The sequence below is a fragment of the Demequina sp. genome, assembly GCA_024707205.1.
In the GTDB taxonomy this organism is placed as follows: Bacteria; Actinomycetota; Actinomycetes; order Actinomycetales; family Demequinaceae; genus Demequina.
In genome coordinates, this window is sequence record JANQAD010000001.1 from 2,463,721 (window position 1) to 2,490,513 (window position 26,793).

Below are 26,793 nucleotides of genomic sequence, written 5' to 3' on the forward strand. Positions count from 1 at the left end.
TGCTCACCGGCTTACTGTCCGCCCTTCTGCACGAACGAGCGCACAAACTGCTCCGCGTTGACCTGCAGCGAGCCGTCGATCTCGTCGAGCAAGGCGTCGAGAGCGTCAGTGCTCTGCGCGGGCGCCGCGGGCGGCGGCGCGTCGTCGGGAACGTCGTCGTCGAAGGAGTCCTGGTTGACGCTTTGCTGAGGCATACGGCCACTCTACCCGCGCAGCAACTCGTCAAGGAGGGGGTGGCTGCCCGACGCTGGGTCGTCCAGGTGCACCACCTCAAGATGGCCGTGGGCCTCGTCGCGGTCGAGGACGACGGTCGACCAGCCTGCGGCGTCGACCACGTCCGGGAGCGCGGCGATGACGGCGCCGCGAAGGTACGCGCGGGTATCGCTCGGGGCGGTGGTCATCGCGGCGGCGACCTCCGCGTCGGTCGCGAGGCGCTCCACCTGACCCGCGGCGGCGAGCCGAGCGGACAGCCCCGTGCCGAGCTGGCTCCACACGATGTCGCTCGCCACGATGCGTGGGTCGTCCCAGGGAGCGTCCTTGCCGTCCTGACCGTACTTGGAGCGCATGCGGCCGAGCAGCTGCAGCTTGGCGACCCACTCCACCTCTCGCGCGGTCTCGAAGATGTCCCTGCCGAGCCGCTCAAGCAGCGACTCCCAGCGCGCGACCACCTGGGCGTCGGTCGCATCCGCGACGTATTCGCGGGCGATCTCGAGCAGCGCCCGCTGAATCTGGAGAGCGGTGGCGAGAGTGCCGTCGGCCAGTTGCAGCGTCTCGCGGAGCGTGAGGTCACGCGAGACGCGCTGCACGTCGCCGACGGGCTCGGCCAGCACGAGGGCGTCCAGCCGTTCGTCCTCGGCCTCAATGGCGGTCAGTACCAGGGATGTCGTTCCGAGCTTCATGAAAGTGGCGACGTCGAAGGTGGTGGCGTCGCCGATGATGATGTGGAGGCGGCGCCAGCGCTTGCGGTCCGAGTGCGGCTCGTCGCGAGAGTTGACGATGGGGCGGCGCAGCGTGGTCTCGAGGCCAACCTCGGCCTCCATGTAGTCGGCTCGCTGGGAGATCTGGAAGCCCGGCAGCTCACCGCGCATCCCCAGACCCACTCGGCCCGCGCCCGTGTACACCTGGCGCGTCACGAGGTGCGGCGTGAGACGCCGCGCCAACAGGTCAAAGTCAACATCGCGGCGGATCTGGAAGTTCTCGTGCGTCCCGTAGCTCGCGCCCTTGCCGTCGACGTTGTTCTTGTAGAGGCTCACCTCGGTGCCCTCCGCGGCCGCGAAGGCCGCAGCGGCCTCGAGCGCGATCGCGTCCCCGGCGCGGTCCCAGACCACGGCGTCGCGCGCGTTGGTGACCTCGGGCCCGCTGTACTCGGGGTGAGCGTGGTCAACGTAGAAGCGCGAGCCGTTGGTGAGGACGGCGTTGAGGTGCGCCGGGTCCTCCCACGACCCGCGGCGCCGGCGCAGCGTCACCGCGTTCGCCTCCGCGTTGAACTCGTGGGCGTCGGTCAGCAGCTCCGGGATCACGTGAGTCCTTGGCAGCCTCCGGCCCCGCTGATCCATGAGCGGATCCTCGCCGCCATAGTCCCAGCGGGTGGTGCGCTCCCCCGCCCACGCGCGGCACCCGCTTACTAGCAGGGATGACAGGAGAATGGGGTTGGCGCGGGGGTCCGCGGGATCGGTGATGCCGTACTCGGTCTCGAGACCGACAATCCGCATCAGGCGCCGCCGAGGTTCTTGGCCGCCACCGCCCTCGCCTCGGCGAGCTCCTGGTCCGCGGCCCACCGCAAGTGATCGGCCTTGATGCCGCGCGACTCACCTGCGACGGCGGCTTTGATGGCTGCGGTCTTCGCGCGGTCGACGACGTTGCGCACCAGGGCGCCGGAGACGAAGTGCTTGGCGTCCGGATGGGAGAAGATCTGATCCACGGCGGTGGCGGTGAGCGCGCGCACGGTCGCGACGCGGTCGCTCCCGTGCCGAGCAAGCTCCTCGCCGTTGAGAGGGAGGTCCGGAGTCAGATAGATCGAGAAGATGTCCGCCGCTCCCGCCGCATCCGGCCGCGCGACCTCGATCTTCACGTCAAGGCGGCCCGGCCGCAGGATCGCGGGGTCGATCATGTCCTCGCGGTTGGATGCGCCGATCACGATGACGTTGCCGAGGGCCTCGACGCCGTCGAGCTCGGTGAGCAGCTGCGGCACGATCGTGGTCTCCATGTCAGAGCTCACCCCTGAGCCGCGGGCGCGGAACAGCGCCTCCATCTCGTCGAAGAACACGACCACCGGAGCGCCGCTGTGCGCCTTGGCGCGGGCGCGCTCAAAGATGGTGCGGATGTAGCGCTCGGTCTCGCCCACGTACTTGTTGAGCAGCTCCGGGCCTTTGACGGACAGGAAGTAGCTGCGGTCCGTTCCCACTGCCTCCCCAAGCGAGTGCGCAACGGCCTTCGCGATGAGCGTCTTTCCGCAACCGGGAGGGCCGTAGAGCAGCAGGCCGCGCGGCGGGCGCAGGTTGTGCTCCTTGTACAGCTCGGGGTGGCGCAGCGGCAGCTCGATGGCGTCGCGGATGCGCTCGATCTGCGGGCCGAGGCCGCCGATGGAGCGGTAGTCCACGTCCGGCACCTCCTCGAGCAGCAGCGCCTCGACGCCCGTGCGCTCCACTCGCTCGCTCGCGAGTCCCGTGCGCGGGTCGATGATGACGGTGTCGCCCTCGTGGAGCTTCGCGTGCGCGTTTCCGCCGATGAGCTCCACGACGCGCTCGTCCTCGCCGCGCGCCACTACGAGCACTCGCGTGTCGTCGATGACCTCGCGAACGATCGCGGCCTGGCCAACGCGCTCGGGATCCGCGACGTCGACGATCACGCTCATGGCGTTGAGCAGCACCTCGTCGCCGATCTGCGGCTGCTTCTCGAGAGTGGGGAGCACCGCGACGCGCATACGGCGGCCGTTCGCCACCACATCAGCGTGCTTTCCCGCCCACGCCACGAAGGTCGCGAAGGTCTGCGGTGGGGCCGACGCCTCCGCGAGCTTCTCCTTCATCTCGCCGAGCTGATCGCGAGCGAGGGTGAGGAGGCGCTGAAGTTCTGAGTTGCGCGCCTCCAGCGACGCGACCCTGCTGTCGTTCTCCACGGTCATTCCTCCGTCACGTCCCTTCTCACCTTGCGTATCTTCCGCTCGCTGATGGCCCTCTCGCCGAGGTCCTCCGGCGTCCATTCCTCGTCTACCGGGTACGCGCCCTTGGCGGGCCGACGGTGGCGCAAGGGGGCCTCGACGCCAGGGGCCATTCTCCTCGCCGTGATGAGAAAGCCGGTGTGCCCCTGCATGCGGTGGTCGGGGCGGACGGCGAGTCCCTCGAGGTGCCATGTGCGCAGGAGCGTCTCCCAGGCGCGCGGCTCGGTGAACTCGCCGTGCTCGCGCAGCTCCTCGGCCACCCTGCTGAGCTGAGTGGCGGTCGCGACGTAGGCGAGGAACACGCCGCCCGGAACCAGGGCGTCGGCCGCCGCGTCAATGTTCTCCCAAGGCGCGAGCATGTCCAGGATGATGCGGTCCACACTGTGGGGCTCTAGTTCTGCCACGCGATCGGCGAAGTCGCCGATCTGCAGCGTCCACGCGGGGTGAGGTCCGCCGAAGTGGTGCTCAACATTCGCGCGGGCGATGTCCGCGAAGTCCTCGCGGCGCTCTATTGAGATGAGCTCGCCGCCGTCACCAACCGCGCGTAGGAGCGACATCGTGAGCGCGCCGGAGCCGACGCCGGCCTCGACAACGCGCGCTCCGGGATAGACGTCCGCCATCTGGATGATCTGACCCGCATCCTTGGGGTAGATCACGGCCGCACCCCGCGGCATCGACATCACGAAGTCGTTGAGCAGCGGGCGAAAGGCCTGGTAGACGGTGCCATTGGTGGACGTCACGACCGAGCCGTCGGGCTGGCCGATGAGGTCGTCATGCTTGAGCGAGCCGCGGTGGGTGTGGAACGTCTCCCCCGCGTGCAGCAGGACGGTGTGATAGCGCCCTTTGGCGTCGGTCAACTGCACGCGGTCGCCGTTGCGCAGCGGGCCGCGGCGCGCGTCGGCGCCGGTAGGGGTGGTCATAATGCTCAAGTCTATTGCGCGGGGGTAGGGCCACTTGAGCCGCTACTGGAGTGCGGAGAGCACGTCGGCTAGGCGAACGACGCCCACAACCTCGTCGCCGTCCATCACCGCCCAGGAGTCCGTGCGCCCGTACCATTCCCGCAGGCGCTCGATGAGCTGTTCGCCCGCGAGGTCCGAAGCTACGACGGCCCCGCGGGGAAGCGGGGTCGTGACGGATTGCAGCCCCTCGTGCTGGCGCTGCTGCTCGGGAACCCGGTTCATCGTCTCCATCGTCGCGACGCCTGCGGGCGCGCCGTCCGCGGCGAGAACGATCGCGAAGCTGGCGTTCCGGGCAGTCGCGGCGTCTCTCGCGGTCCCCACGGTGGCCGTGTACGGCACACCCGCGGCGGCGAGCATGAGCGTCGCGACACTCGCCGACTCGCGGCGCTCGCTGCTGTCCACCGCCCTGATCGCCGCGCTCGCCGATGGCCAGATGACGCTGAACAGCAGGAACGCGAAGGCCACATTGACGAGGTTCACGCCCTTGCCTTGAAGCACGGGGTACCCGACCGTGAATATCACAACGACGACCGCGAGCACGCGGCCGGACCAGCCGGCGACGCGAGTCGCCTTGAGGCGATCGCCGGTCGCGGACCACACCACGGCCTGCAGCACCTTCCCGCCGTCCATGGGGATACCAGGGAGGACGTTGAAGACGGCGAGCAGCACGTTCGCCCACACGAGCCACTGGACCACCGCCGCGGTGGTGCCGGTGAGAATGCCTGCCTGCAGCGTCGTCCAGGCTCCCAAGGCGACCACCGCATTGGCGAAGGGGCCAGCGATGGCCGTCACGCCGGAGACCTTGGGGGTCAGATCGCGGCCGTCAAAGCTCGTGACGCCGCCCCAGAGCGTGAGCTGAATGGTGTTCACCTTGCGCCCGAACGCCCATGCCGCGATCGCGTGTGCCAGCTCGTGGATGAAGACGGATACGAACAGCAGGACCGCGAGCAGCATCCCGAGCGAGAACGCGTGTGGCGTGACCTGGCCATCGCTGGAGCCGGAGTAGATGAAGGCGAGGACGAGCAGCATGAGCAGCGTCGACGGCTGAATGAGGATCTGCGCGCCCCTGATGGACCCGAGCCGGATGCCGCGGCCAGGAGTAGTCCGCTGCGGGGTTGGGCTCGCCATGTGGATAACCGTAACCGTTGGCGGGTCCGTGTCTGCCCACGCTTCTATGGTTGCCCCATGAGCGAACGCGCCCCAGCACTGTCCCCCTCGCGGGCCGGCGACTTCACGCAATGCCCGCTGTTGTATCGCTATCGCGCGATCGACCGCTTGCCCGAGCCTCCGTCGGCGGCGGCCACGCTCGGAACCCTGGTGCACGCGGTCCTTGAGGACCTCTTCGAGCTGCCCGCGGAGTCACGAACGGAGTTCGCGGCGATCGAGATGCTGGTGCCGCGCTGGGATCGGATGCTGCAGGAGCGTCCGGAGTATGGCTCACTTCACCAGTCCGACGCTGCCGAGGCTCAGTGGCTCGGCGACGCCAGGGAGCGCTTGCGTACGTACTTCGAGCTGGAGAACCCTTCGCGGATCGAGCCCGACGGCCGCGAGCTGTTGGTCGAGACGCAGCTCGAGGACGGTCCGCTGCTGCGCGGGATCATCGACCGGCTGGACGTGGCCGCCGATGGGTCGATCCGCATCATCGACTACAAGTCAGGGCGCTCCCCCGCTCCTGGCTACGGGCAGAAGGAGCGCTTCCAGATGCGCTTCTATTCGCTCGTGGTGGAGCGGCTGATGGAGCGTCGGCCCGCCTTGGCACGGCTGCTGTTCCTGCGGGACGGCGTACACGTGGACCTGCGGCCGTCGGACGAGGACATCGCGGCCGTGGAGCACGAGATACGGGAGGTGTGGCGGGCCATCGTGGCTGCCGCCGAACGCGGAGAGTTCCGGCCCAAGAAGTCGAAGCTGTGCGGCTGGTGTTCGTTTCAGGCCATGTGTCCCGAGTTCGGCGGGACGGTGCCGCCGTTGGATCCCGACGCCGTGGAGGCGGGGGTTGGGGTGCGGCCCACCAGAATATAGACATTGGTAGACATGGCGCCTACCCTGGATAAATGAAGACGATCACGGTGGCTGAGCTGCGACAGAACCCGACCGAGGCCCTTGCCGAGGTCGAGGCCGGAGAGACGTACGTAGTGACGCGGCATCGGCGGCCAATCGCTCGCCTGGTGCCGGTTGACCGGTCGCCCTTGGTGGTGATCCCGGCGAGGAACCCCAACGGACCCAGGTTGGCGGACCGGCCCAACATGCCTCGCCGCACCTACGCGGAGACCGAGGCGCTCCTGGCCGAGATGAAAGAGGATCGATGAGGTACTACCTGGACACGTCGGTCGCGGTGCACGCGATCGACGGTGAGGCCGGTGCCACGCGGTGGTTCGACTCTGCCACGGAGTCCGCGGAAGTAGTCTCCTCGCGCCTGCTGCAAACGGAACTGACCCGCTACCTGCGGAGGGAGGGCCTGCCGGTGGGTGAGCGAGCCGGAGTGCTCGACAAGACGGGCATGGCCGTGGTGGATGAGAGCGTGCTCGCATTGGCCGAGTCCTTCACGCCGCACGTCAAGACCCTTGACGCGATCCATCTCGCGACGGCACTCGCCTTCGGCAGCGACACCGTGATGGTGAGTCACGACGCGAACGTGCTGCGGCTAGCGGAGGAACTGGGACTGCGGACGCTGGATCCGGTCTCCCGGGCGTAATCCGCCCGGTCGGGGCGTGCCAGAGTGGTCCTCATGAGTGCAACGACGCCCTTCAGCTATCTCATCGTCGGCTACGGCTGGCGAGCACCCTTCTTCCTCAAGCCCGCGCGCGAGTTCCCTGGCACGTTCCGCGTCGCCGGCGTAGTCGCCCGGCGCGAGGAGGCCCGCGACGACGCCGCGCGCACGTGGGGCGTGCCCACATTCGCCACGCTCGACGACGCGCTCACCGCGGAGCGCCCGGACTTCGTCATCGTCTCGGTCAGCTGGGACGCCGCCCCTGGCATCGTCCGCGACCTCGCCGCCCGCGGCATCCCCACGCTGTGCGAAACGCCGCCCGCCCCGAACCAAGCCGAACTGGAGCGTCTATGGGACGACGTGGGAGAAACGGGCCTGGTACAGGTGGCAGAGCAGTACCCGCTCTACCCCGGCCACCTCGCGCGCAGGGCGGTGATCGACTCGGGCGCGATCGGCACCGTCAACGAGGCCGAGGTGTCCTCGACGCACATGTATCACGCAATGGGGATCATCCGGCAGATGCTCGGCGTGGGCTTTGAGGGCGCCGAGATCCGCGCGATTGCAGACACGCACGACCTCGCGACTCCCATGACGCACGCGGGTTGGGCCGCGGACGCCGCGCCCTCCCCCGCGAAGACCGTCCGCGCGCTCATCCGCTTCGAGGGCGGCAAGGTCGCCACCTACGACTTCACCGACAACCAGTGGTGGAACCCGCTGCGCCAGGACCGCATCGCGCTGCGCGGCTCGCTCGGCGAGATCGTGGACCTGCGCGTCACCCAACTCACTGGCGCTCGCACGTTCGTGACGTCCCACCTGGAACGGCGGCACACGGGGATCGAGCTCAACCTCGAGGGCAACGACCTGGACCACATCTCGTGGGGATCCCAGGTGGTCTACGACAACGCGTGGCAGGGCGCGCGCTTCTCTGATGATGAAGTCGCCGTCTCGAGCCTCCTTTCGCAGGTGGGCGCCTGGGCACGGTCCGACGCTCCCCCGCCCTATCCCCTGGCGCAGGGTTCGCAGGACTGGGCTTTAGCGCTCGGGATTGAGGCAGCGGCCGAATCGGGCGAGACCGTGCTGGTTGGCCGGCAGCCGTGGGCGGGCCAGTGAACGGCGTCTCCGCGTTCGATCGCCGGGTGTTGGGTGCGACCGGGCTCGAGGTCACGGCCGTGTGCATCGGCGGTGGGCCGCTCGGGTCGATGCCGGGCGCCTTCGACTACGACACGCCTGCAGAGCGAGGCGTCGCCACGGCCGTTGCCGTCCTTACCAGCCAGTTCGGCTTCCTCGACACCTCCGCCGGCTACAACGAGGGCGAGTCCGAGCGGCGCATTGGCGAGGCGCTGCGGCGCGTGGGAGGGCTGCCCGCCTCGATCGTGCTCGCCACCAAGGTGGACCCCGACTTCGTCACCGGCGAGTTCGATGGCGCGGCGGTGCGGCGATCCTTTGAGGGCTCGCTCGAGAGGCTGGGCGTGGACCGGGTGGATCTGCTGCACTTCCACGATCCCGAGCGGATCGCTTTCGACGACGCGATGGCGCCGGGCGGGGCCGTCGCCGAGCTGGCGCGCATCCGGGATGAGGGCCTGGCCGGCCACCTCGGCGTGGCGGGCGGACCGGCCTCGCTCATGGCGCGCTATCTGGACATCGAGGTGTTTGAGGTCCTCCTCACGCATAACCGCTGGACCCTCGCGGATCGCAGCGCCGACGCCGTCATCACCCAAGCGCACGGCTCCGGCTATGGGGTGATCAACGCGGCGCCGTTTGGCGGCGGCGTGCTGGCCCGCGGCTGGGACGCGGTGCGCGGCTACTGCTATGGGCCAACGAACCAGGCAACAGAGGAGGCGATCAAGGCTGTGGAGTTGATTTGCGCGGAGGTGGGTATCCCCTTGGGTGCCGCCGCCCTGCAGTTCTCGACCAGAGACCCACGAATCGACTCGACCATCGTGGGCGTCTCCCGCCCCGAGCGACTCGCGCAGATCGAGGCGTGGGCCGCGTTGGACATCCCCGGCGACGTGTGGGAGGCCCTTGAGGCGGCGTCGGGCAGGGACGCCGGGCTAACGAACTGACCCTCCCGCCGGTTTAGGCAGCTCAGTCCTGCTCATGGTGCGAAATGGCCGGCGTCTAGGCACTCCAGTCCGGGGCTCCGGACTCCAATAGGACTGGCGTGCCTAGATCGCACGCACGCGGCCCGCAAATCAGGACTGAGCTGCCTAAACGGAAATCAGCCCAGGCGGTCGATGACGTGGCCCGCCGCGATGTCACGGACATCCTCGACGGTGAGGCCCGCGAGCGTCGCAACTCGGCTCAGCCCATCGCGTGCCTCGATCGGAATGAGGCGCTCCACCCCAACGGTCCGCGCCCCTGAGGCCAGCGCCGACGCGACGCCCGCGATGGAATCCTCGAACGCCACACACTGCGTGATGTCCACCCCCAGGCGCTTCGCGGCCACGAGGTAAGCCTCGGGATCTGGCTTTCCCTTGCTGACCTCATCCCCCGTCACCACCACCGCGAACGCCTCCGGCACCCTCGCGAGCAACGCGTCAGCCAATTGGCGGTATGACATGGTGACGAGCGCACACGGGATGCCCGCCGCGAGCACCGCGTTGAGCAGATCGAAGGCGTCCTGCTGCCAGGGCGCCCGCTCGCGCACTTGCATCGTCACGCGATTGATGAGGTAGGCGATGATGTCGTCGAGCGGCATGAGGACGCCGCGTTCGCGCAGCACCTTCGCGGATGATTCGAGGGAGTTTCCCACGAGCTGCAGTCCGTCTTCGTGCGTCCAGGCAACGCCGAACTTGGCGCACAGCTCGGTCTCGGCGGCGATCCAGTACGGCTCGGAGTCAATGAGCGTGCCGTCCATGTCCCACAGCACGGCGGCCGGCACGTGAGTATTCATAGGGGTCCAGTCTAGGTGGGACCACCCGCCCAGCATTGCGTCGCATTTCCGCGATATACAGGGGGTGTCATGAACGCCACTCCCGCCACGGACCTCGTCATTCACCGCTTCGGCACGCCCGGCGCGCCGGTTGCCGTGCTGCTCCACGGACTCACGGAAGCCGGGACCACGTGGCCGGACCTGGTGGCGCGGTGGGGCGATCGCTGGGAACTGCTTGGAGTGGATCTGCGGGGCCACGGCGAGTCTCCGCGCTTCACCGCCGGGGAGCTCACGCACGCGCCGGAGGTGATGCACGCTGACGCCGTTCACGTCCTTGATCTGCAGGCCTCGCCCGTGGTGCTCATGGGGCACTCGCTCGGCGGTCTCGTTGCGCTCTGGGCCGCCCTGGATAGGCCCGACGCTGTGCGGGCTCTCGTACTTGAGGATCCCGCGCAGCCGGTTGCGGGCCGTGTCCCCTACCCCGAGTTCGTGAGATCCAATGAGGAGTTCCTCGACGAGATGACCGACCCGGCGAGGCGAGTGGCGAAGGTGGCTGCGATGCACCTCGAGACGCGCTGGAGCGAAGCGGAAATCGACGCGTGGGCAGCGTGCAAACCCCTCGTCGACCGCAACTACGTGCGGGAGGGCCTCTACTTCGACGACTCCGAATGGGAGTCGCACTTTGCGGCCCTCGCGGTCCCCACGCTCGTGGTGGTGCCGCCGACCAGCCCGATGGCGCCAGACATGCGCCGCGTGCGGAACCCTTCGGTGCGCAAGGTGGTGGTGCCGCGCTCGGGCCACTGCGTCCGCCGCGACCAGCCGGACCGCTTTTTCGGCGCCGTCGAGGAGTTTCTGGGTGGCGTGCCGGTCTAGGCTGGATGGATGGAGTTCGACCCGGACAACGTCCCCATCCCGGAGACCGAGACGCTCGTCATCGCGGCGTTCGAGGGCTGGAACGACGCGGGCAATGCCGCCTCCGCGGCGGTGGACCATCTGATCGACGTGCTGCGCGCCAAGGAGCACGCCACGCTGGATCCCGAGGACTACCACGACTTCCAGGTCAATCGCCCCGTGGCCTCCCGCGACGTGCACGGCGATCGCATCCTCACGTGGCCCGGCACCGTCATCTACACGGCCACGTGGCGCGGCGAGAAGACGCGAAAGATCATCCTCGTTCGCGGCATCGAGCCGTCAATGCGCTGGCGACAGTTCAGCACCGAGGTGCTCGACCACGTGCGCCAGTTGGGCGGCACGTCCCTGCTGACGCTCGGCGCGCTGCTCGTCGACTCGCCGCACACCCGGCCGCTTCCCGTGTTCCTCACCTCAGAGGACGCCGACGCTCGTGCCCGGCTCGATCTTGACCGCTCCGATTACGACGGGCCCACAGGGATCGTGGGCGTGCTGGGCCACGACGCTCAGCACCGCGGCCTGACCACGTACTCGCTGTGGGTGGGCATCCCCCACTACATCGCGCATCCGCCGAGCCCGATGGGAACGGTGCAGCTGCTCGGGCAGATCGAGCTGCTCCTGCGCGAGGAGCTCGAATACGGTGGCCTCGCCGACGACGCGGAGGCGTGGGAGAACGGTGCCGACGAGCTCATGGATGAGGACGAGGAGATCGCGGCCCACGTGGCGCAGCTCGAGTCCATGGTGGACGAGGCCTCGTTGCCCGAGGCCTCCGGCGACGCCATCGCCGCCGAGTTCGAGAAGTACCTGCGCCGCCGGGACTTCGGCAAGTAGCCGAACGTTAGGTCGCGCTGATGGTGCCCGTCGCCAACAGCGCCACGATCACGAGCGCGAACACGATCCGGTAGATCACGAACGGCATGAACGAGCGGTGCGTCACGAACCTCAGGAACCAGGCGATCACCGCGAGGCCCACGAAGAACGCGACCACCGCGGCGATGAGCGTGGCCGCCAACCCGGGTGCGCCGGGCGCCTGAAGCGAGTCCCACTCGGTCGCCAGCTCAAAGAGCCCCGAGCCGAGCACAGCCGGAATCGCCAGCAGGAACGAGTACCGCGCCGCGGCCTCGCGGGTGAGTCCCAGGAACAGCCCGCCGGAGATGGTGCCTCCCGAGCGGGAGACGCCGGGGATCAGCGCTAGCGCCTGCCAGAATCCCAAGGTCACTGCCTCGCCGCTCTTGAGGGACGCGAGCTCGCGCTTCTTGGCGCCGACACGGTCGGCCCACGCCAGCACCAGGCCGAACACCACCAGCACCACGGCCGTGAGGTAGAGGTTCCGGAACGCCGTCTCGATCACGCCCTTGAGCAGCACCCCCAGAATGACCACGGGAAGCGAACCAATCACGATGTACCAGGCCAAACGAGCGTCGGCCCGGTGCGCGCCAAAGCGCGAGCGAGCGTCGGACCCGTCGCGACCGATCAAGGCGAGCCACCACGCGGAGATGAGCCGCGCGATGTCGTGGCGGAAATACAAGAGCACCGCGAGCTCGGTGCCGATCTGAATGATCGCGGTGAACGCCGCGCCCGGGTCCGCGCCGTGCGGCAACAGCGCGCCCACCACCCGGATGTGGGCGCTGGAGGAGATGGGCAGGAACTCGGTGAGGCCCTGAACGAGGCCAAGAATGATTGCTTCCCACGGCGACATGCGAGCAAGGCTAACGCCCGCGAGTCGCTGCGACCGGCACCGCGCCAGCAGGTAGCGTCGCGTCCATGCAGGTGCGGCGCGTCGGGACAACGGGCTTGGAGGTCTCGGCACTTGCGTTGGGAACGATGACGTGGAGCCGTGACACCGACGCCGACGAGGCCGGCGAGCAGCTGGACCTCTTCCTCGACTCTGGCGGCACTCTCATCGACACGGCGGCCTCGTATGCCGACGGCGGTGCCGAGTCCCTGCTCGGCGACCTCCTTGGTGGCTCGATAGCCCGCGCCGACGTGCAGATCGTCACGAAGGCCGGGATCCGCCGCACCGCGCAGGGCGGGATCATCGACTCGTCGCGCGACACTCTTCTCGACACGCTGGATGCGAGCCTGGGACGTCTCGGCACGGACCACGTTGACCTGTTCCTCGTCCACGTCTTCGACCCCCAGACCCCGCTAGACGAGACGCTGCACGCCCTCGAGATCGCGGTGAACTCGGGCCGCGCCAGGTACATCGGCGTGAGCAACTTTCCCGCTTGGGCCACGGCCGCGATGGCCGCGCGGGCCACCGGCAGGCCCGCGCTTGCCGCCGCCGAGGTCGAATACTCGCTGCTTCAGCGCGGCATCGAGCGGGAGCTGGTCCCCGCGACCGAGGCGCTTGGGCTCGGAATCCTCGCCTGGTCCCCCCTTGGCCGTGGCGTGCTCACCGGGAAGTACCGCGCCTCCATCCCCGCGGACAGCCGCGCCGCGAGTGATCATCTCGCCGGGTTCGTGGAGCCCTACCTCTCGGACAGGGCCGGCGTCGTCGTCGATGCCGTGGCGACCGCGGCCGAGGGCCTCGGCGTCTCGCCGCTCGAGGTCGCGCTCGGGTGGGTGCTCGCGCAGGACCACATCGCCTCGGCCATTGTTGGGGCGCGGACCGCGGCCCAGCTCACCGCGAGCCTCGCCGCCGCCGACAACGACCTGCCCCACGCGATCGTCGCGGCGCTGAGTGAGGTGACCGAACCTCACGCCGGATACCCGGAGCGTCGGTAGTGCGGGCGCGTGCGTCCCTCCTTGAGGCGGCAAGCGCGCGCGGCTGTGGCTTGGCTCCCTACGACCTGAGGTCAAACTCCTCGATGTCGTCGTCCAACTCGTCGTCGTCCTCGACGGCGTGCGGGTCCAACTCTTCGTCGTCCCCCTCGGGGTCGCCGTCGGCCGCCGCGTCGTCCTCGAACTCGTCGTCCTCGTCGAGGATCATCGGAAGCCCCTCGGCGTACTCGACGTCGAGGGCATCCTCGTACCGATCAAAGGCCTCGGCGAGCGCCTCGTACGCGTCATCGACCATCGCGTCCTCGGGGGACCGCCGGTTCTCGATCGCGTCCAGGTGCCTCTCCAACGCCGCGGTCAACAGCAGCAAAGCCTCGCGTGCATTCGCGCTCATAACAATGACGGTACCTGCCACTACGCTGAAATGGGAGGGTTGATGGAAAACTCACGCCAGCCAAAGGGCCACGTCGTGTCTCCGGTGAGGGACCGTCGGGCGTCCGCCACACGCTTCGAATGGCGAGTGGTGGACATACCCGCGGACGTCTCGCGCGCCGACGCCAGGGCCATGCTCACCGACCACGCCGAGTTCGGCGCGTGGGAGTTGACGCGCAGCGTCCTGTTCGCTGGGGGCGCCCGACGGGTGTGGTTGCGCAGGCGGACCATGCGGGTTGTGCGCACGGACGCTGCGTAGTTGCTCTGCTGGCTCAGCAGTCCCTGAGGAAGGACTCGAGCACGCGGGTGCCGAAGGTCAGGGAGTCGATGGGGACGCGCTCATCGATGCCGTGGAACAGCTTCGAGAACTCGAGCTCCTTCGGCAGGCGCAGGGGCGCGAAGCCATAACCTGTTATTCCTAGCCCCGCGAGGTGCTTGTTGTCGGTGCCGCCCATGAGCGAGTACGGCAGCACCACGGCCTCGGGGTCGTCGAGCTGGATGGCCGCAATCATGCGGTCTACCAGGTCGGACTCGAAGGGCGCCTCGATGTACGGCTCGGTGATGTACTGCTCCACCTTGACGTTGGTGCCCGCGAGTTCCTCGACCTTGCGGAGCACAAGCTCCTCCTGACCCGCGAGGAACCTGGTGTCGACGAAGCCCGTCGCGGTGTCCGGGATGACGTTGGTCTTGTAGCCGGCGTCCATCATCGTGGGGTTGGAGGTGTTGCGGATCGAGGCGTCGACCATGGCGCCGATAGAGCCCAGCTGACCGATGATCGCCTGGAGGGTCGCGGGGTCCGTCGCGTACTCAACCCCCAGGATCTGGGCCGTTCCGCGCAGCAGCCGCTCCACCGTCGGGCTGATCTCGATGGGCCATTCATGGGTGCCGATACGTGCCAAGGCGCCCGCGAGGTGAGTGACGGCGTTGTCCTCGTGCACGAGCGAGCCGTGGCCCTGGCGGCCGGTGCCGACGAGGCGCAGCCACTGGATGCCCTTCTCGGCCGTCTGAACGAGGTAGACGCGCTTGCCCCGCACGTCGATGGAGAAGCCGCCGACCTCGGAGATCGCCTCCGACGCGCCGTGGAAGTCGTCCGGGTGGTTCTGGACCAGCCACTTGGCTCCCCGCGCGCCACCGTGCTCCTCGTCGGCGAAGAACGCGAGCACGATGTCACGCGCGGGCTTCTTCCCCGCCTTGATGAGCCGGCCTGCGGCCGCGAGGTACATCGCGTCGATGCCCTTCATGTCCACGGCACCCCGGCCCCAGATCATGCCGTCCTTGATCTCGGCCCCGAACGGGTCCACGGACCAGTCCTCCTTGAACGCGGGCACCACGTCCAGGTGGCCGTGGACCACGAGCGGCGGGCGCGTTCGGTCCTCGCCCTCCCACAGCGCGGTGAGGCTGGTGCGGCGGGGCTCGCTCTCCCGCAGGACCGGGTTGAGCCCAAGGTCACTGAGGTAGGTGGCGACGTACTCGGCGACGTCCCGCTCGCCTGGGCCGTCGACGTCCCCGTAGTTGGAGGAGTCGATGCGGATGAGGTCCTGGGCAAGCTCGATGACGTCCGTTTCAGGCATGCCGCCAGGCTACCCGGGGTGACTACATCGCCATGAATCCGTTGGAGATCACGACCGCGAGCACCGCGAGCCCGCCGATCGCGAAGAAATACACGATGCGCCGGTACCCCGCCTTCCACGCGGCGACGCAGATGCACGCGATCGCCCCCGGGATGAGGGCCAGCCCGTAGCGGCCCGTGACATTGGGGAAGTACTGGGGAACCGCCGTGTTCAGGTACGCCTGAACCTGCACGATCGTGGGATAGATGAAGACCCCCGCAAGCACCATCCAGCCAAGAGAGCGGCGGGCGGGCTCCTTCGCGCACGCGACGATCACGGAGAAGACCGCGCCGATGACGATGATGTTGAGCAGCCGCGTCCACGCGAGCATCAGCGCCACGTCAAGCGGCGGTTGCAGGTAGTACTCCGAGGCGAGATTGATCCCGCTGAACGCCGTCTCGAGCCATTCGGACCCGGGCAGGCCGGTAACGTCCCTCGTATTCAGGCCAACTAGGGGGTTGGTCCAGTACGGGTCTCCCCTCCCCCCTTGCAACAGCTGCCACAGGCCGTAGGGCACGAGCACCGCGAGCGCGATTGCGAAGGGCGCCACGAGGTCCGCCCGGTGGAATCGCCGGACCCGCAGGTCGCGCACGAGCCGGAACACGATGAGCAGGGCGATCGCGATGAACGGCACCGCGGTGATTGTCTTGGTGAGTCCGGCGAGAGCCGTCAGTACGGCGGGCAGCATCCAGCCGCGATAGTCCTCCACGAAGAGCTTGGCCGCGAGCCACACGGCTGCGGCCCCGAAGATGGCCGCAGCGGCGTCGGGGTTCACCGTGGTGGACGCGTGCAGAATGCGCGGGAACGCGGGGAGCAGCAGCGGCGCGATGACCGCCGCCGCGGGGTCGATGCGCCAACGCCTCAGCGCCACGTAGAGCATGAACATGCCGCCGGCGAGCCAGCCGATGCCCATGAGGCGCGCGGCACTGACGAAGTCGATGCCGGGGAAGATCGCGTCGACGGCGCGCGCGGGGAGGCCCACCACGGCGTAGTACAGCGGCGGGTGCGCGAAGTTATAGTTCTGGCCGTCGTAAGGGAAGGCCCAGGCGCCCTCACCCGAGCCGCAGTCGGGCAGCTCATAGCCCTCCTGGCCAACACACGCCCAGTGGTCGAGGATGGGCTGCGCGATCGCAGAACCCGCTCGCGGCAGCTGGAAGTGCGCCACCTGCCACGCGTAATCCGCGTGAGTCGGCTCGTCGATGCGGCTCAGGGCCTTGCCGGGGCCGAACACCACCGGAATCACGATCGCCGACGCCACGATCACGTAAATGACGGCGATGACGATGCGGGAACGAGGTGTGTCGTGGAACTTCGCGATCCACTCTTCTGTCGCATGAATCCACCGTGACGGCGCGAACCTGCTCGGCTCTGCGGTGGAGACGGACACGGGCTCTCCCTGGAGCTATGCGCACAATGGCGCCGCGTTCAAAACCCGACGTGATGAGGTGCGGCACGGGGGCCGCCGCGTACGTCGTGTCCGGAGGGGGACTTGAACCCCCACGCCCGTTAAGGGCACTAGCACCTCAAGCTAGCGCGTCTGCCATTCCGCCACCCGGACGAGGTGAACCAGGGCCCGCTGGGGCGCCCTAGCGCGAAGGAAATGTTAGCACGGGCCGCGCGGCCTCCTAAGCCAGCCACAGCGTCGGGCCGCGGTGGCGCCACCCCCGTTTGGCTCCGCACGGTACGTGTGACGCGAGTGGCGCGTGTGACGAAGCGGTGTGAGCGGGGACGCGCGCCGCCGGTCCCACCCGTCACTGCTTCCGTGCGGAGCCCACGGGGCCGGCGGAGCCCACGGGGCCGGTGGGGCCCGCGGGGCCGACGCTATGGCCACCGCCGCAGGGCCGTCGCCTTGCGCGGGACCCAAGTCCCCCGTCGGACGTGCTGGGCGTCACTAGCGTCACTAGAGGTCCCCCTGACCTGCGACGTCGGTGTCGCCCCGGAGCATCCCATGCCTACGCACTTGTACCTTTCGCTGATTCCGGAGGCCCTGATCGCCTCCATGCTCGAGCCCGAGGACTTTGGGCTGTACTACGCCATCGGGTCCGCGAAGCGCTCTCGGGGCCAGGCGGTGTACTTCTCGCTCGACCGCGACAAACTGCCCGTTGGCGCGTTCCCGCTCGCCGAGATCGACGCGAAGTGCGTGCCGCACCCGGACGGGCGGCCCAAGACATCGGTGTACGCCTCCATCTATCGCGTCCTCGAGCGCGTGCCGCGCGAGGCGCTCAAGGCGCTGCACCTGGCCACCGACGACGGGCGCGTGCTCACGATCAAGGCCTCGCCCTTCATCCCGGACGGCGAGAAGAGGAATCACCTCTACCAGGAGTTCTGCCCCGTTGGCCCCAGGGTCGTGTCCCGGCTGAATCCCGCGGAGTTCGCGTCCTTCATCACCGACGTCACGCAGCCCATCAACGTGCCCCGCATCGTGTTCGCGGAGCTGACTCTCGGCAACCTGAAGAACGACCCCAACCATCAGGACATCGACAACCTGCCGTATCCCAACATCGGGCACCTGCGGGACTGCCTGCACCACCTCGATGCGGGCGGCTCCCCCACCAAGACCGTGCTGCGCCAGATGACGGGCGAGGTGCTGTTCCGCACCATCCGCAACGGGTTCTTCGTTGGCGATCCCGCCGGAATCACGGCGTTCTACCTGCCCACTCGCGACGAGCTGGAGCGGGAGCACCTCGCCTGGTGGCGCTCGGCCCAGTCCACCTTCGGCCACTGAGAGAGGTCCTTGACACATGCCCAGCTGGTTCTGGATCGTTCCCGTCGCCTCGCTCATGGCGCTCGGCGCCGCGTACTACTTCTTCCGACAGATGATGAAGGAGTCCGAGGGCACGGAGACAATGACGCGCATCGCCGCGCACGTGCGCGCGGGCGCCATCGCCTATCTCAAGCAGCAGTACAAGGTGGTGGGCATCGTGCTCGTGTCCCTCACCGCGGTGTTCGTCGTGCTCGCCTATGTGCTCCACATGCAGAACCCGTGGGTGCCGTTCGCGTTCCTCACGGGCGGCATCTTCTCCGGGCTCGCAGGCTTCATCGGCATGCGCACCGCCACCTACGCGTCCGCCCGCACGGCGAACGCGGCGCGAGAGTCGCTCAATCGCGGGCTGACCGTCGCCTTCCGGTCCGGTGCCGTCATGGGGCTGACCGTGGTGGGCCTTGGGCTCTTCGACATCGCCGTGTGGTTCTTTGTGCTGTCACGCGTGTACGGCATCTCCGATGGTCACCACATCGTCATCATCACCACCACGATGCTGACCTTCGGCATGGGTGCGGCCGTGCAGTCGCTCTTTGCCCGCGTGGGTGGCGGCATCTTCACCAAAGCGGCCGACGTCGGGGCCGACTTGGTGGGCAAGATCGAGGCTGGCATCCCTGAGGATGACCCCCGCAACCCCGCGACGATCGCCGACAACGTGGGCGACAACGTGGGCGACGTCGCCGGCATGGGCGCCGACCTCTACGAGTCCTACGTGGGCGTCATCCTCGCCTCCGCGGCGCTCGGCGCCGCCGCGTACCTAGGGAGCGGCACCGACGCTCAACTCAGCGCCGTGGTCGCCCCCATGGTGATCGGCGCGCTCGGCACGCTGCTGTCGATCATCGGCGTGTTCCTGGTGCGAACCCAGGAGGGAGCGTCCCCCAAGGAGCTGCTCGCCTCGCTGGGCCGCGGGGTCAACGGCGCGGCCGCCATGATCGCGCTCGCCTCTCTAGGGGTGCTGCACCTCATGCACGTGCCCAATGTGTGGGGAACGTGGCTCGCGCTGCTCGCCGGCCTGCTCACTGGAATCATCATCGGCCGCGCGGCCGAGTACTTCACGTCGCAGGGCTACGCGCCCACCAAGCGGATCGCCGCGGCGTCCAAGACCGGGCCGGCCACGGTCATCATCTCCGGGGTTGGCGAAGGCATGCTCTCGGTGGCAATCCCCGTTGGCGCGGTGGTGACGGGCACGGCGCTCGCGTACTTCTTCGGCTCCGGGTTCGGGTTCACCACGGACACGATGGGCGCGGGACTCTATGGGATCGGCATCGCCGCCGTGGGAATGCTCTCCACGTTGGGCATCACGCTCGCCACCGACGCCTACGGCCCCATCGCGGACAACGCGGGCGGCAACGCGGAGATGAGCGGCCTGCCGCCCGAGGTGCGGCAGCGGACCGACCTCCTCGACGCGATCGGCAACACGACCGCGGCCACAGGCAAGGGCTTCGCCATCGGCTCGGCGGCGCTCACGGGCATCGCGCTGCTCGCGTCCTACATCGAGGAGGTCAAGATCGGCATCTCCCGCGTACTGGAGCGGGGCGGTGACTTTACGTTCCCAGATGGCTCAACCATGGCGTCGGGCGCCCAGGATGCGCTGCGGGACCTGTCCCTCATGGACATGATGGAGCGCTTCCAGGTGGTGCTCATCAACCCCAAGGTGGTCGCCGGAATGTTCATTGGCGCGATGCTCGCGTTCGTGTTCTCCGGCATGACGATGAAGGCCGTTGGACGCGCCGCGGGTCAGATGGTGGACGAGGTTCGCCGCCAGTTCCGTGAGATACCAGGCATCATGGCCGGCACCGCCGAGCCCGACTACGCCCGGTGCGTCTCGATCTCCACCAAGGCCGCGCAGCGGGAGATGATGCTGCCGTCGATCCTCGCGATCGCGACGCCCATCCTCATGGGTCTCGTGTTCGGGGTTCCGGGCGTGCTTGGCCTCCTCGCGGGAGGCGCGGTCGCGGGATTCTCGCTGTCGATGTTCATGGCGAACTCCGGCGGCGCGTGGGACAACGCCAAGAAGTACATCGAGGAGGGCCACCACGGCGGCAAGGGCTCGGACGCCCACAAGGCCGCGGTCATCGGCGACACGGTTGGAGACCCGTTCAAGGACACCTCGGGCCCGTCGCTCAACATCCTCGTGAAGCTCATGTCGATGGAGGCGATCGTGGTCGCCGGGGTCACGGTGGCGATTCACCTGCTTTGAGCGTCTTGCCTGCCCGACGCCGCGGCCGGGTTCGGCGCCCACCTGGCCCCAGCGTCGGGCAAAGGCAGGGACCACGTGAACGAACGTCCCTGTGGAGCGTGAATTCTCAGGCTCCACAGGGACGTTCGCGCGTTCAGTCCCTCTAGTTGCCGAGCGTCAACTCAGGATGCTGACGCCTCCCGGGCCCACGAGCAGGCCGAGCACGATCAGTACGACGCCCCACAGGACGTCCTTCTGCACGATCCGCACGATCCCGGCGATAACGAGAATCACGGCCGCAATGAACAAAATAGTGGTCCACATGGTGGCTCCCTTGTTCGATCTGGTCTTGCTTCTGTCGTTAGGGGCAACCGCCGCGGGTCGTGGGACTATTCCCCGCCCATGAGCGCGAGCAGCGGGCAGGGACGCTGTTTCAGCAGGTAAATGGCCTGTTCGGAAGTTTTCTGTGAGAGCCCGCTCTGGAGCTCTTCCCACGTCTGCGGGCACGCGACAGTTGGCCTCAGCCGCCCCCTAAGCGAGTAGGGGGTGACGGTGGTCTTCGCGGCCCTGTTCTGGCTCCAGTCGATGAGGATCCGACCCGCCCGCACGGCCTTACGGATGTTCGTGACGACCAGGTCCGGGCGCTCCTCTTCGAGAGCGGACGCGAGCGCGTGGCCGTACTCGGTGATGGTGTCCGAGTCGCGCTTGCCGTCGAGCGCGCCGTACAGGTGAATGCCCTTGGACCCGCTCGGCACCGGGACGGTCTCGATGTGGTCGTCGCGGAGGCGATCTCGAAGCAGCACCGCGAGTTCCACGAGCTGCTCGGCGGTGGCACCCTCACCAGGGTCCAGGTCAAAGACGATCCGGTCCGGGTTCCGCCTCGCCCCGCGCGGGCCAAAGCGCCATTGCGGCACGTGAAACTCGAGCGCGTTGTGCTGCACGTAGAACGCGAGCACCGCGGGCGAGTCGATGAGCGGGTAGGCGTTGGTGTGGTCGTCGTGCTCGATCGTGTGCGTGTGAATCCAATCGGGGGCGTCGTTGTCGATGTCCTTGTGAAAGAACACCTTGCCGGGCTTCTCTGCCGTCCCGACGCCGTCCATCCAGCGCTTTCGCGTCACCGGCCGGTCTTTGGCGAGCGGGATGAGGGCCGACGCCACGGCCAGGTAGTAGTCGAGCACGCCCTGCTTGGTGAGGCCGGTTGAGGGATACATGACCTTGTCCGGGTGCGTGAAGCGCACGTCGCGGCCGTCAACCTTCACCGAGTCCGTCATCCACCCATCGTGCGCCCCAATAGGCCCTAGCGGAAGTCGCGGCTCTTGCTCGGCACCTTGAGGCTGAGCGGCGCGATGTGCTCGGCGACCAGGTTGGTCGCGCCGTCCGCGCGCTCGATCATGCCGCGAATGACGAGCGCCGGGGAACGCCTGGCGACCGCCTGGTACCGCTTCCACACGGTCTGCGAGCAGATGACGTTGAGGAAGCCCGTCTCGTCCTCAAGCGACAGGAACGTCACGCCCTTGGCGGTGCCTGGGCGCTGGCGGTGGGTGACGACTCCCGCGACTCTCACGCGACGATCCGACTCGTGCGCGATCACGTCGCCCACGCGCAGCACGCCATTCGCGTCGAGCCCCTCGCGCACGAACACCGTGGGGTACACATCCGCCGAAACCCCCGACGCCCACACATCAGCCACAGCCATCTCCACATCCGTCATACCTGGTAGTTGCGGGGCTTCCACCCCGGTGACGACGCCGGGCAGGGTGTCCGGCCCCTCTTGCGACAGCACGCCCGACGCCCACAGGGCTTCTCGCCTCGTCACGCCTAGGCTCTCGAGGGCTCCGGCGGTGGCGAGGGTCTCCCATTGCGCGGTGCTCAGTTTCACGCGGCGGGCCATGTCGAGGAGCGAGGCGAATGGGCCGGCGGTGCGGGCATCCACAATGGCCTGCGCCACCTCCGTCCCTATCCCCCGGACCGACGCCAGCCCCATCCGCACAGCGAGGGTGCGATCCACGTTGACCAACCCGGCCATGTCCTGGCGCACCTCCCCGGGAATCTCAAACGGCGACTCGAGCCGCTCGACCACCGCCAAAGCCTCCGAGCGCGAAACGCACGGCCGCAGGATGACCTGGCCATGGCGTCGGGCATCCGCGGCGAGCGACTGCGGCGAGTAGAAGCCCATGGGCTGCGCGGCCAAAAGCCCCGCGTAGAAGGCCGCGGGCTTGTGGACCTTGAGCCAACTGGAGGCGTAGACGAGGTACGCGAAGCTGAACGAGTGGGACTCGGGGAAGCCGAAGTCGCTGAAGGCCTTGAGCTTGTCGAAGATCTGGTGGGCAACGTCCGCGGTGATACCGCGCTCGTTTGCGCCCACCATGAAGCGCGCGCGGAGGGCCTCCATGCGCTCGGGGCTGCGCTTGGAGCCCATCGCTCTTCTGAGTTGATCGGCCAGCGCGCCGTCGAAGCCCGCACAATCCATCGCCATCTGCATGAGCTGCTCCTGGAACAGCGGGACGCCCAGGGTCTTGCTCAGGGACTTTTCCAGCAGCGGATGCAAGTAGGTGATCTCCTCGCGACCCCGCGCGCGATTGATGTACGGGTGCACCGAGCCGCCCTGGATGGGACCGGGGCGGATGAGCGCAACCTCAACGACGATGTCGTAGAACTTTCGTGGCCTCAGTCGCGGGAGCGTGGCCATCTGCGCACGGGACTCCACCTGGAACACGCCCACGGTGTCCGCGGCGCACAGGAGGTCGTAGACGGCCTGGTCCTCTTGCGGGAGGTCGTGGAGGCCGAGCACGGTGCCTCCCGATTGCTCCCCCTCGGTCTCGCGGATGTACCGGAACGCGTATTTCAGGGCCGAGAGCATGCCAAGGCCAAGGAGGTCGAACTTCACGAGGCCCGCGTCCGCGCAGTCGTCCTTGTCCCACTGCAGCACGGTGCGGCCGGGCATGCGCGCCCACTCCACGGGGCATACGTCGATGACGGGGCGGTCACACAGCACCATGCCGCCGGGGTGGATGCCCAGGTGTCTCGGGAGGCGCATGAGGCGATCTGCCAGGTCCAATACCGGTTCCGGGATGTGGTCCAGATCCTGCGCCGGAGGAGGGTCCGGCCACATCGCGTCACGCTGCTGGGCCGCCCACTGCTCTTGCGCCTCCACCGGCACCCTGAGCGCGCTCCAGCGGTCTATCGACGTTGACCACGCGTCTTGCTGCCCGACGCCGTAGCCCAGTGCCCTTGCCGCGTCACGTACCGCCGAGCGGGGTCGGTATTGGATGACGTTGGCCACCATTGCGGCATTGATGCGCCCATGGCGGGCGAAGACGTGCTGGATGACCTCCTCGCGGCGGTCGGACTCGATGTCGACATCGATGTCTGGTGGGCCGTCGCGCTCGGGGGCGAGGAAGCGCTCGAAGAGCAGGCCATGCGTCACGGCGTCGACCGCGGTGACTCCCAGTGCGTAGCAGACGGCGGAGTTGGCGGCGCTCCCCCGTCCCTGGCAGAGGATGTCGGACTTGCGGCAGAACGCGACGATGTCGTTGACGATGAGGAAGTAGCCGGGAAAGTCCAGGGCCTCGATGACGGCGAGCTCGTGCTCGATCTGCTTCCATGCGCCCTTGACGCGTTCCCTGTCTGGGGGCCCATAGCGCTCTCTTGCGCCGCGGTAGGTCAGCTCCCGCAGCCACGTCGCCTCGGTGTGCCCCTCCGGGACGGGGTAGGGCGGGAGCTTGGGGGCGACGAGGGAGAGGTCGAAGGCGCATTCGGCGCCGAGCCTTGCCGCCGTGGTCACCGCCTGCGGGTGGCGGCGGTGCCGGTACATCATCTCCCCCGCGCTGCGGAGGTGTTGGCCTGGACTGCCGGGCAACCAGCCGTCCATGTCGTCGAGACTCGAGCGCGACCTTATGGCAGACAATGCCCCTGCTAGATCGGCGTCACGGGGGTTCGCGTAGTGGGCGTTCGTGGTGGCCACGAGTGGCAGCTGGGCGTCGAAGGCCAAATCAGCCAGGGCGTCGGCCACCTCCGAATCAAAAGGCGAGCCGCTGTCTGTGATCTCCACCGCCACGTTGTCGCGCCCAAACAGGGCCACGAGTTTGTCTAGTTCTGAGCGGGCGGCGACCATCCCGTCGGCCGTGACGGGTGGGCCGCCGAGGACGCCGCCGCCTAAGGCACGGCGAACGGAGCCTTTGCGACAACCTGTGAGGATGAGGAACTCGCCGCCGCCGGCCTCCGCGAGCCCCTCGAGCGTGTAGTGCGAGCGGCCCTTCTCGCCGGTGGCGAGGTGTGCCAGGCCGATCGCGCGGCTGAGGCGCGCGTAGCCGGCGGCGCCGCGTGCGAGCACCACCAGGTGCTGTGCGCGGGGGTCGGGAGCCTCGGTGGGGGCGTCGAGGATCGGCCGCCCGCGATTGTCGCTAAGGGCGAGGCTGAGCTCGGAGCCGAACACGGTTGGCAGGCCGATGGAGCGTGCCGCCTGGGCGAATCTGACAACCCCGTACAACCCGTCGTGGTCGGTGATGGCGAGCGCACTGAGCCCCAAACGGCCTGCTTCCGCCGCCATCTCCTCCGGCTGGCTGGCCCCGTCGAGGAAGCTGAAGGCCGTGTGCGAGTGCAGCTCGGCGTAGTCGATGACCTCCATCAGCGCGCCACCAGCGATCCCATCCATTCGAACATATGTTCGATTATGGCACTTGCACGTGACACCTGCGACTGCGCGAAGTCTGCGAGCCATCGAACCTCGGATCGGCAAAGATAGAACGCATGGCGGCCTTTGACGAAGATGCAATCTTCACCCACCCCCTCGACTTCGAGTTGGCGGGTGGGCCAACGCTGTTCTGGCGTGCGGAGGTCTTGGAAGCCGCAATTTCATGGCTTGGCGACAACGGCTACGACGTCGTCTCACTCGTCGCAGCCGAATGGGGTGAGCCGGCGCAGATGCACCGAGATCTGGCGCACGCCCTCAGTTTCCCTGCGTACTACGGCAACAACCTCGACGCTCTCAACGACTGCATGTTCGGTGTCGCGTGTGGGGAATATGGCATAGGAGCCGAGGCGGCCGGACTCGCACTAGTCCTAAGGAACTTCGATGGGTTCGTGCGGGACGACAGAGCCACCGCGCACCTAGCGCTTGAGATCTTCGCAGGTCAAGCGGCGTTCGCCATGCGTTTCGGTCGGAGAATTCTGATCTTGCTGCAATCCGACGACCCGAACCTGGTCCTAGATCCAGTCGGTGCGATCACACCGCGTTGGAACGGACGCGAGTGGCTCGACACTTCCAGAGAGCTGTAACTGAGAGAAGTTCACCGGGGTGCCGTTCCTGCGGATTCGCTCAACCGTCCGTCCAGGGGTTCATGACGGCAATCCCAGCGCCCTCAAAGTGCTTGACGTTGCGCGTTGCAAGCGCGTGGCCACCCGTTGCCGCTATCGCAGCGATCTGGACGTCGAGCGAGCCGGAATTCATCCCCGCCGCCTCTAGTGCGGCGCGGATCGTGGCGAATGCGAAGGCTTCCAGCTCCCCGAAAGACAGCACAGGAATGCCCGCGAGGCCCGCGTCGAGAACTGCTGTGAGCGCCCGCTTGCGTACGCCCTCGGGCAGCCTCGCGACTCCATAGCGCAGCTCCGCGACCGTGATCGCGGTTGTGGCGACCTCGGCACTGTGTTGCGCAAACCACGAGGTCACCGCCTCATCAGGCTCGGTGCGCATCGTCTCGCTGAGAACGTTGGTGTCAAGGATGATCACGGTCAGTCGAACTCAACCGGTTGGGTCACCTCGCGTGCCGGAATCTCGAGCTCAACGCCACCCAGTGCGCGGATCTCAGCCATCGCATCGAGCCACCGTTGACCGGCATTGGCACCCTGGGACGCGACGGCATCTTGAAGAATCTCCCTCACCTCAGCCTCCATGGAGCGGTCATGCCGGGCCGCGCGCTCCTTGAGCGCGCGCCTGGTCTCCTCGGGCAGATTGCGAATCGTCAGTGTGGCCATGGCTTGCCTCCTGACAGCAATGCTAGCATTGCTAGCGCGCATCCGTTCGGTCTTGCTAGTCATACACCGCCTCGAGCATCCACTGCCCGCCCTTGAAGGCCACGAGTACCGCTCGATCGCCGAGCGACACCTGCAGGTACGCCCCCTGGACGCGTCGCCGCTCCACCACCGCTGCGCAATGGGCCACGGCCCCGCCCACGCCTCCACGGGCCGCGGCCGGTCCCACACCGGCGCCTTCACTTGCCCCACATGGCCCGACGCTGGGTGCCGGTTCGCGGCGCGCGCTCGCTCGTCGTTGGGGTCGGCTTCGAGGCGCACCCACGTTGGCGGCGCGCTGATCGCGAGGCGGCGGTCGACGGTCACGGGGGTGCCGCCCGCGTCGAGCACCTCAACGGGGGCAGGGGTGGCGAGCACGGTCGCGGGCGCCGGATCCGGAATGCCCCCTGGCCAAGGATGAGCGAGCGGCCGGGACTCGGCCGCCTCTTGACCCCAAGGCAACGCCAATACCCGCTC

27 protein-coding genes and 1 tRNA gene are annotated in these 26,793 nt (G+C 68.0%); 12 read left to right on the forward strand and 16 right to left on the reverse strand.

All coding sequences use genetic code 11. The features are described from left to right. Positions 1-11: 11 nt before the first annotated feature. From NVV57_12580 to NVV57_12600, 5 genes are read right to left on the reverse strand one after another with little or no spacing between them, the layout of a single operon-like run. On the reverse strand, positions 12-194 hold the full coding sequence (locus NVV57_12580) for a ubiquitin-like protein Pup (protein MCR6713456.1): 183 nt from the start codon (positions 192-194) through the stop codon (positions 12-14). Positions 195-203: 9 nt separating this feature from the next. Next, the gene (gene dop, locus NVV57_12585; protein ID MCR6713457.1) at positions 204-1,712 is read right to left on the reverse strand and encodes a depupylase/deamidase Dop; all 1,509 of its coding nucleotides are present in this window, start codon (positions 1,710-1,712) and stop codon (positions 204-206) included. Next, on the reverse strand, positions 1,712-3,115 hold the full coding sequence (gene arc, locus NVV57_12590) for a proteasome ATPase (protein ID MCR6713458.1): 1,404 nt from the start codon (positions 3,113-3,115) through the stop codon (positions 1,712-1,714). Before arc ends, dop begins: the two co-directional genes overlap by 1 nt. A 2-nt stretch (positions 3,116-3,117) precedes the next feature. Beyond that, a complete protein-coding gene (locus tag NVV57_12595; protein ID MCR6713459.1) occupies positions 3,118-4,077 on the reverse strand; it encodes a tRNA (adenine-N1)-methyltransferase in 960 nt (319 codons plus the stop codon). 42 nt (positions 4,078-4,119) lie between these two features. Continuing rightward, entirely contained in the window at positions 4,120-5,244 is a 1,125-nt protein-coding gene (locus NVV57_12600; protein MCR6713460.1) for a M50 family metallopeptidase, read from the reverse strand. 57 nt (positions 5,245-5,301) lie between these two features. Here NVV57_12600 and NVV57_12605 point away from each other — a divergent pair, with 57 nt between their 5' ends. Genes NVV57_12605 through NVV57_12625 form a run of 5 tightly spaced genes read left to right on the forward strand, consistent with a single transcriptional unit; the run spans position 5,302 to position 8,886 of the window. Next, positions 5,302-6,135 carry a PD-(D/E)XK nuclease family protein gene (locus NVV57_12605; GenBank protein MCR6713461.1) on the forward strand — a complete coding sequence of 278 codons (834 nt, stop codon included), beginning with the start codon at positions 5,302-5,304 and terminating at the stop codon, positions 6,133-6,135. 32 nt (positions 6,136-6,167) lie between these two features. Then, positions 6,168-6,422 (forward strand): type II toxin-antitoxin system prevent-host-death family antitoxin, encoded by a 255-nt coding sequence (locus NVV57_12610; protein MCR6713462.1) that lies wholly within the window; start codon positions 6,168-6,170, stop codon positions 6,420-6,422. Further along, positions 6,419-6,808 (forward strand): PIN domain-containing protein, encoded by a 390-nt coding sequence (locus NVV57_12615; protein MCR6713463.1) that lies wholly within the window; start codon positions 6,419-6,421, stop codon positions 6,806-6,808. The genes NVV57_12610 and NVV57_12615 overlap by 4 nt, the downstream gene beginning before the upstream one ends. Before the next feature lie 33 nt (positions 6,809-6,841). After that, on the forward strand, positions 6,842-7,933 hold the full coding sequence (locus tag NVV57_12620; GenBank protein ID MCR6713464.1) for a Gfo/Idh/MocA family oxidoreductase: 1,092 nt from the start codon (positions 6,842-6,844) through the stop codon (positions 7,931-7,933). Then, on the forward strand, positions 7,930-8,886 hold the full coding sequence (locus tag NVV57_12625) for an aldo/keto reductase (protein MCR6713465.1): 957 nt from the start codon (positions 7,930-7,932) through the stop codon (positions 8,884-8,886). Before NVV57_12620 ends, NVV57_12625 begins: the two co-directional genes overlap by 4 nt. A 155-nt stretch (positions 8,887-9,041) precedes the next feature. Here the strand turns inward: NVV57_12625 and NVV57_12630 are convergent, their stop codons facing one another. Then, positions 9,042-9,716: an HAD family phosphatase gene (locus NVV57_12630; GenBank protein MCR6713466.1), complete on the reverse strand. Its 675-nt coding sequence runs from the start codon at positions 9,714-9,716 to the stop codon at positions 9,042-9,044. 69 nt (positions 9,717-9,785) lie between these two features. Here NVV57_12630 and NVV57_12635 point away from each other — a divergent pair, with 69 nt between their 5' ends. Then, positions 9,786-10,568 (forward strand): alpha/beta hydrolase, encoded by a 783-nt coding sequence (locus NVV57_12635; protein MCR6713467.1) that lies wholly within the window; start codon positions 9,786-9,788, stop codon positions 10,566-10,568. Positions 10,569-10,577: 9 nt separating this feature from the next. Then, entirely contained in the window at positions 10,578-11,435 is an 858-nt protein-coding gene (locus tag NVV57_12640) for a PAC2 family protein (protein MCR6713468.1), read from the forward strand. A 7-nt stretch (positions 11,436-11,442) separates the two neighbouring features. Here the strand turns inward: NVV57_12640 and NVV57_12645 are convergent, their stop codons facing one another. Further along, positions 11,443-12,303 carry an undecaprenyl-diphosphate phosphatase gene (locus NVV57_12645; GenBank protein MCR6713469.1) on the reverse strand — a complete coding sequence of 287 codons (861 nt, stop codon included), beginning with the start codon at positions 12,301-12,303 and terminating at the stop codon, positions 11,443-11,445. A 65-nt stretch (positions 12,304-12,368) separates the two neighbouring features. On the opposite strand from NVV57_12645, the gene NVV57_12650 reads away from it, so the two are divergent. Further along, a complete protein-coding gene (locus NVV57_12650) occupies positions 12,369-13,331 on the forward strand; it encodes an aldo/keto reductase (protein MCR6713470.1) in 963 nt (320 codons plus the stop codon). 58 nt (positions 13,332-13,389) lie between these two features. On the opposite strand, the gene NVV57_12655 is transcribed toward NVV57_12650, so the two are convergent. Further along, positions 13,390-13,719, reverse strand: coding sequence for a primosomal protein (locus NVV57_12655; GenBank protein ID MCR6713471.1), 330 nt, complete (start codon positions 13,717-13,719; stop codon positions 13,390-13,392). A 126-nt stretch (positions 13,720-13,845) separates the two neighbouring features. Here NVV57_12655 and NVV57_12660 point away from each other — a divergent pair, with 126 nt between their 5' ends. Further along, positions 13,846-14,016, forward strand: a complete 171-nt coding sequence (locus tag NVV57_12660) for a DUF5703 family protein (protein ID MCR6713472.1) — start codon at positions 13,846-13,848, stop codon at positions 14,014-14,016. A gap of 13 nt (positions 14,017-14,029) precedes the next feature. Here NVV57_12660 and NVV57_12665 read toward each other — a convergent pair whose 3' ends face one another. The 3 genes from NVV57_12665 to NVV57_12675 all read right to left on the reverse strand — a co-directional run bounded on the left by NVV57_12665 (position 14,030) and on the right by NVV57_12675 (position 16,925). Next, complete coding sequence (locus tag NVV57_12665; GenBank protein ID MCR6713473.1) at positions 14,030-15,328, reverse strand: M20/M25/M40 family metallo-hydrolase; 1,299 nt, start codon at positions 15,326-15,328, stop codon at positions 14,030-14,032. Positions 15,329-15,350: 22 nt separating this feature from the next. Further along, positions 15,351-16,754 carry a hypothetical protein gene (locus NVV57_12670; GenBank protein ID MCR6713474.1) on the reverse strand — a complete coding sequence of 468 codons (1,404 nt, stop codon included), beginning with the start codon at positions 16,752-16,754 and terminating at the stop codon, positions 15,351-15,353. Positions 16,755-16,841: 87 nt separating this feature from the next. Beyond that, a tRNA-Leu gene (locus NVV57_12675) sits at positions 16,842-16,925 on the reverse strand. 390 nt (positions 16,926-17,315) lie between these two features. On the opposite strand from NVV57_12675, the gene NVV57_12680 reads away from it, so the two are divergent. Further along, positions 17,316-18,092 (forward strand): hypothetical protein, encoded by a 777-nt coding sequence (locus tag NVV57_12680; GenBank protein MCR6713475.1) that lies wholly within the window; start codon positions 17,316-17,318, stop codon positions 18,090-18,092. 16 nt (positions 18,093-18,108) lie between these two features. Then, on the forward strand, positions 18,109-20,328 hold the full coding sequence (locus tag NVV57_12685; GenBank protein ID MCR6713476.1) for a sodium-translocating pyrophosphatase: 2,220 nt from the start codon (positions 18,109-18,111) through the stop codon (positions 20,326-20,328). Between the two features lie 156 nt (positions 20,329-20,484). Here the strand turns inward: NVV57_12685 and NVV57_12690 are convergent, their stop codons facing one another. From NVV57_12690 to NVV57_12700, 3 genes are all read right to left on the reverse strand, one after another. Then, positions 20,485-20,631, reverse strand: a complete 147-nt coding sequence (locus NVV57_12690) for a GPGG-motif small membrane protein (protein ID MCR6713477.1) — start codon at positions 20,629-20,631, stop codon at positions 20,485-20,487. A 65-nt stretch (positions 20,632-20,696) separates the two neighbouring features. After that, on the reverse strand, positions 20,697-21,578 hold the full coding sequence (gene ligD, locus NVV57_12695; protein ID MCR6713478.1) for a non-homologous end-joining DNA ligase: 882 nt from the start codon (positions 21,576-21,578) through the stop codon (positions 20,697-20,699). 26 nt (positions 21,579-21,604) lie between these two features. Continuing rightward, on the reverse strand, positions 21,605-24,961 hold the full coding sequence (locus tag NVV57_12700; protein ID MCR6713479.1) for an error-prone DNA polymerase: 3,357 nt from the start codon (positions 24,959-24,961) through the stop codon (positions 21,605-21,607). Positions 24,962-25,056: 95 nt separating this feature from the next. Between NVV57_12700 and NVV57_12705 the strand changes: the two genes are divergently transcribed. After that, on the forward strand, positions 25,057-25,584 hold the full coding sequence (locus NVV57_12705; GenBank protein ID MCR6713480.1) for a barstar family protein: 528 nt from the start codon (positions 25,057-25,059) through the stop codon (positions 25,582-25,584). Between the two features lie 40 nt (positions 25,585-25,624). Here NVV57_12705 and NVV57_12710 read toward each other — a convergent pair whose 3' ends face one another. Both NVV57_12710 and NVV57_12715 read right to left on the reverse strand, forming a co-directional pair. Then, the gene (locus tag NVV57_12710) at positions 25,625-26,035 is read right to left on the reverse strand and encodes a type II toxin-antitoxin system VapC family toxin (protein ID MCR6713481.1); all 411 of its coding nucleotides are present in this window, start codon (positions 26,033-26,035) and stop codon (positions 25,625-25,627) included. Positions 26,036-26,037: 2 nt separating this feature from the next. Beyond that, the gene (locus NVV57_12715) at positions 26,038-26,280 is read right to left on the reverse strand and encodes an Arc family DNA-binding protein (GenBank protein MCR6713482.1); all 243 of its coding nucleotides are present in this window, start codon (positions 26,278-26,280) and stop codon (positions 26,038-26,040) included. Between the last annotated feature and the right edge of the window lie 513 nt (positions 26,281-26,793).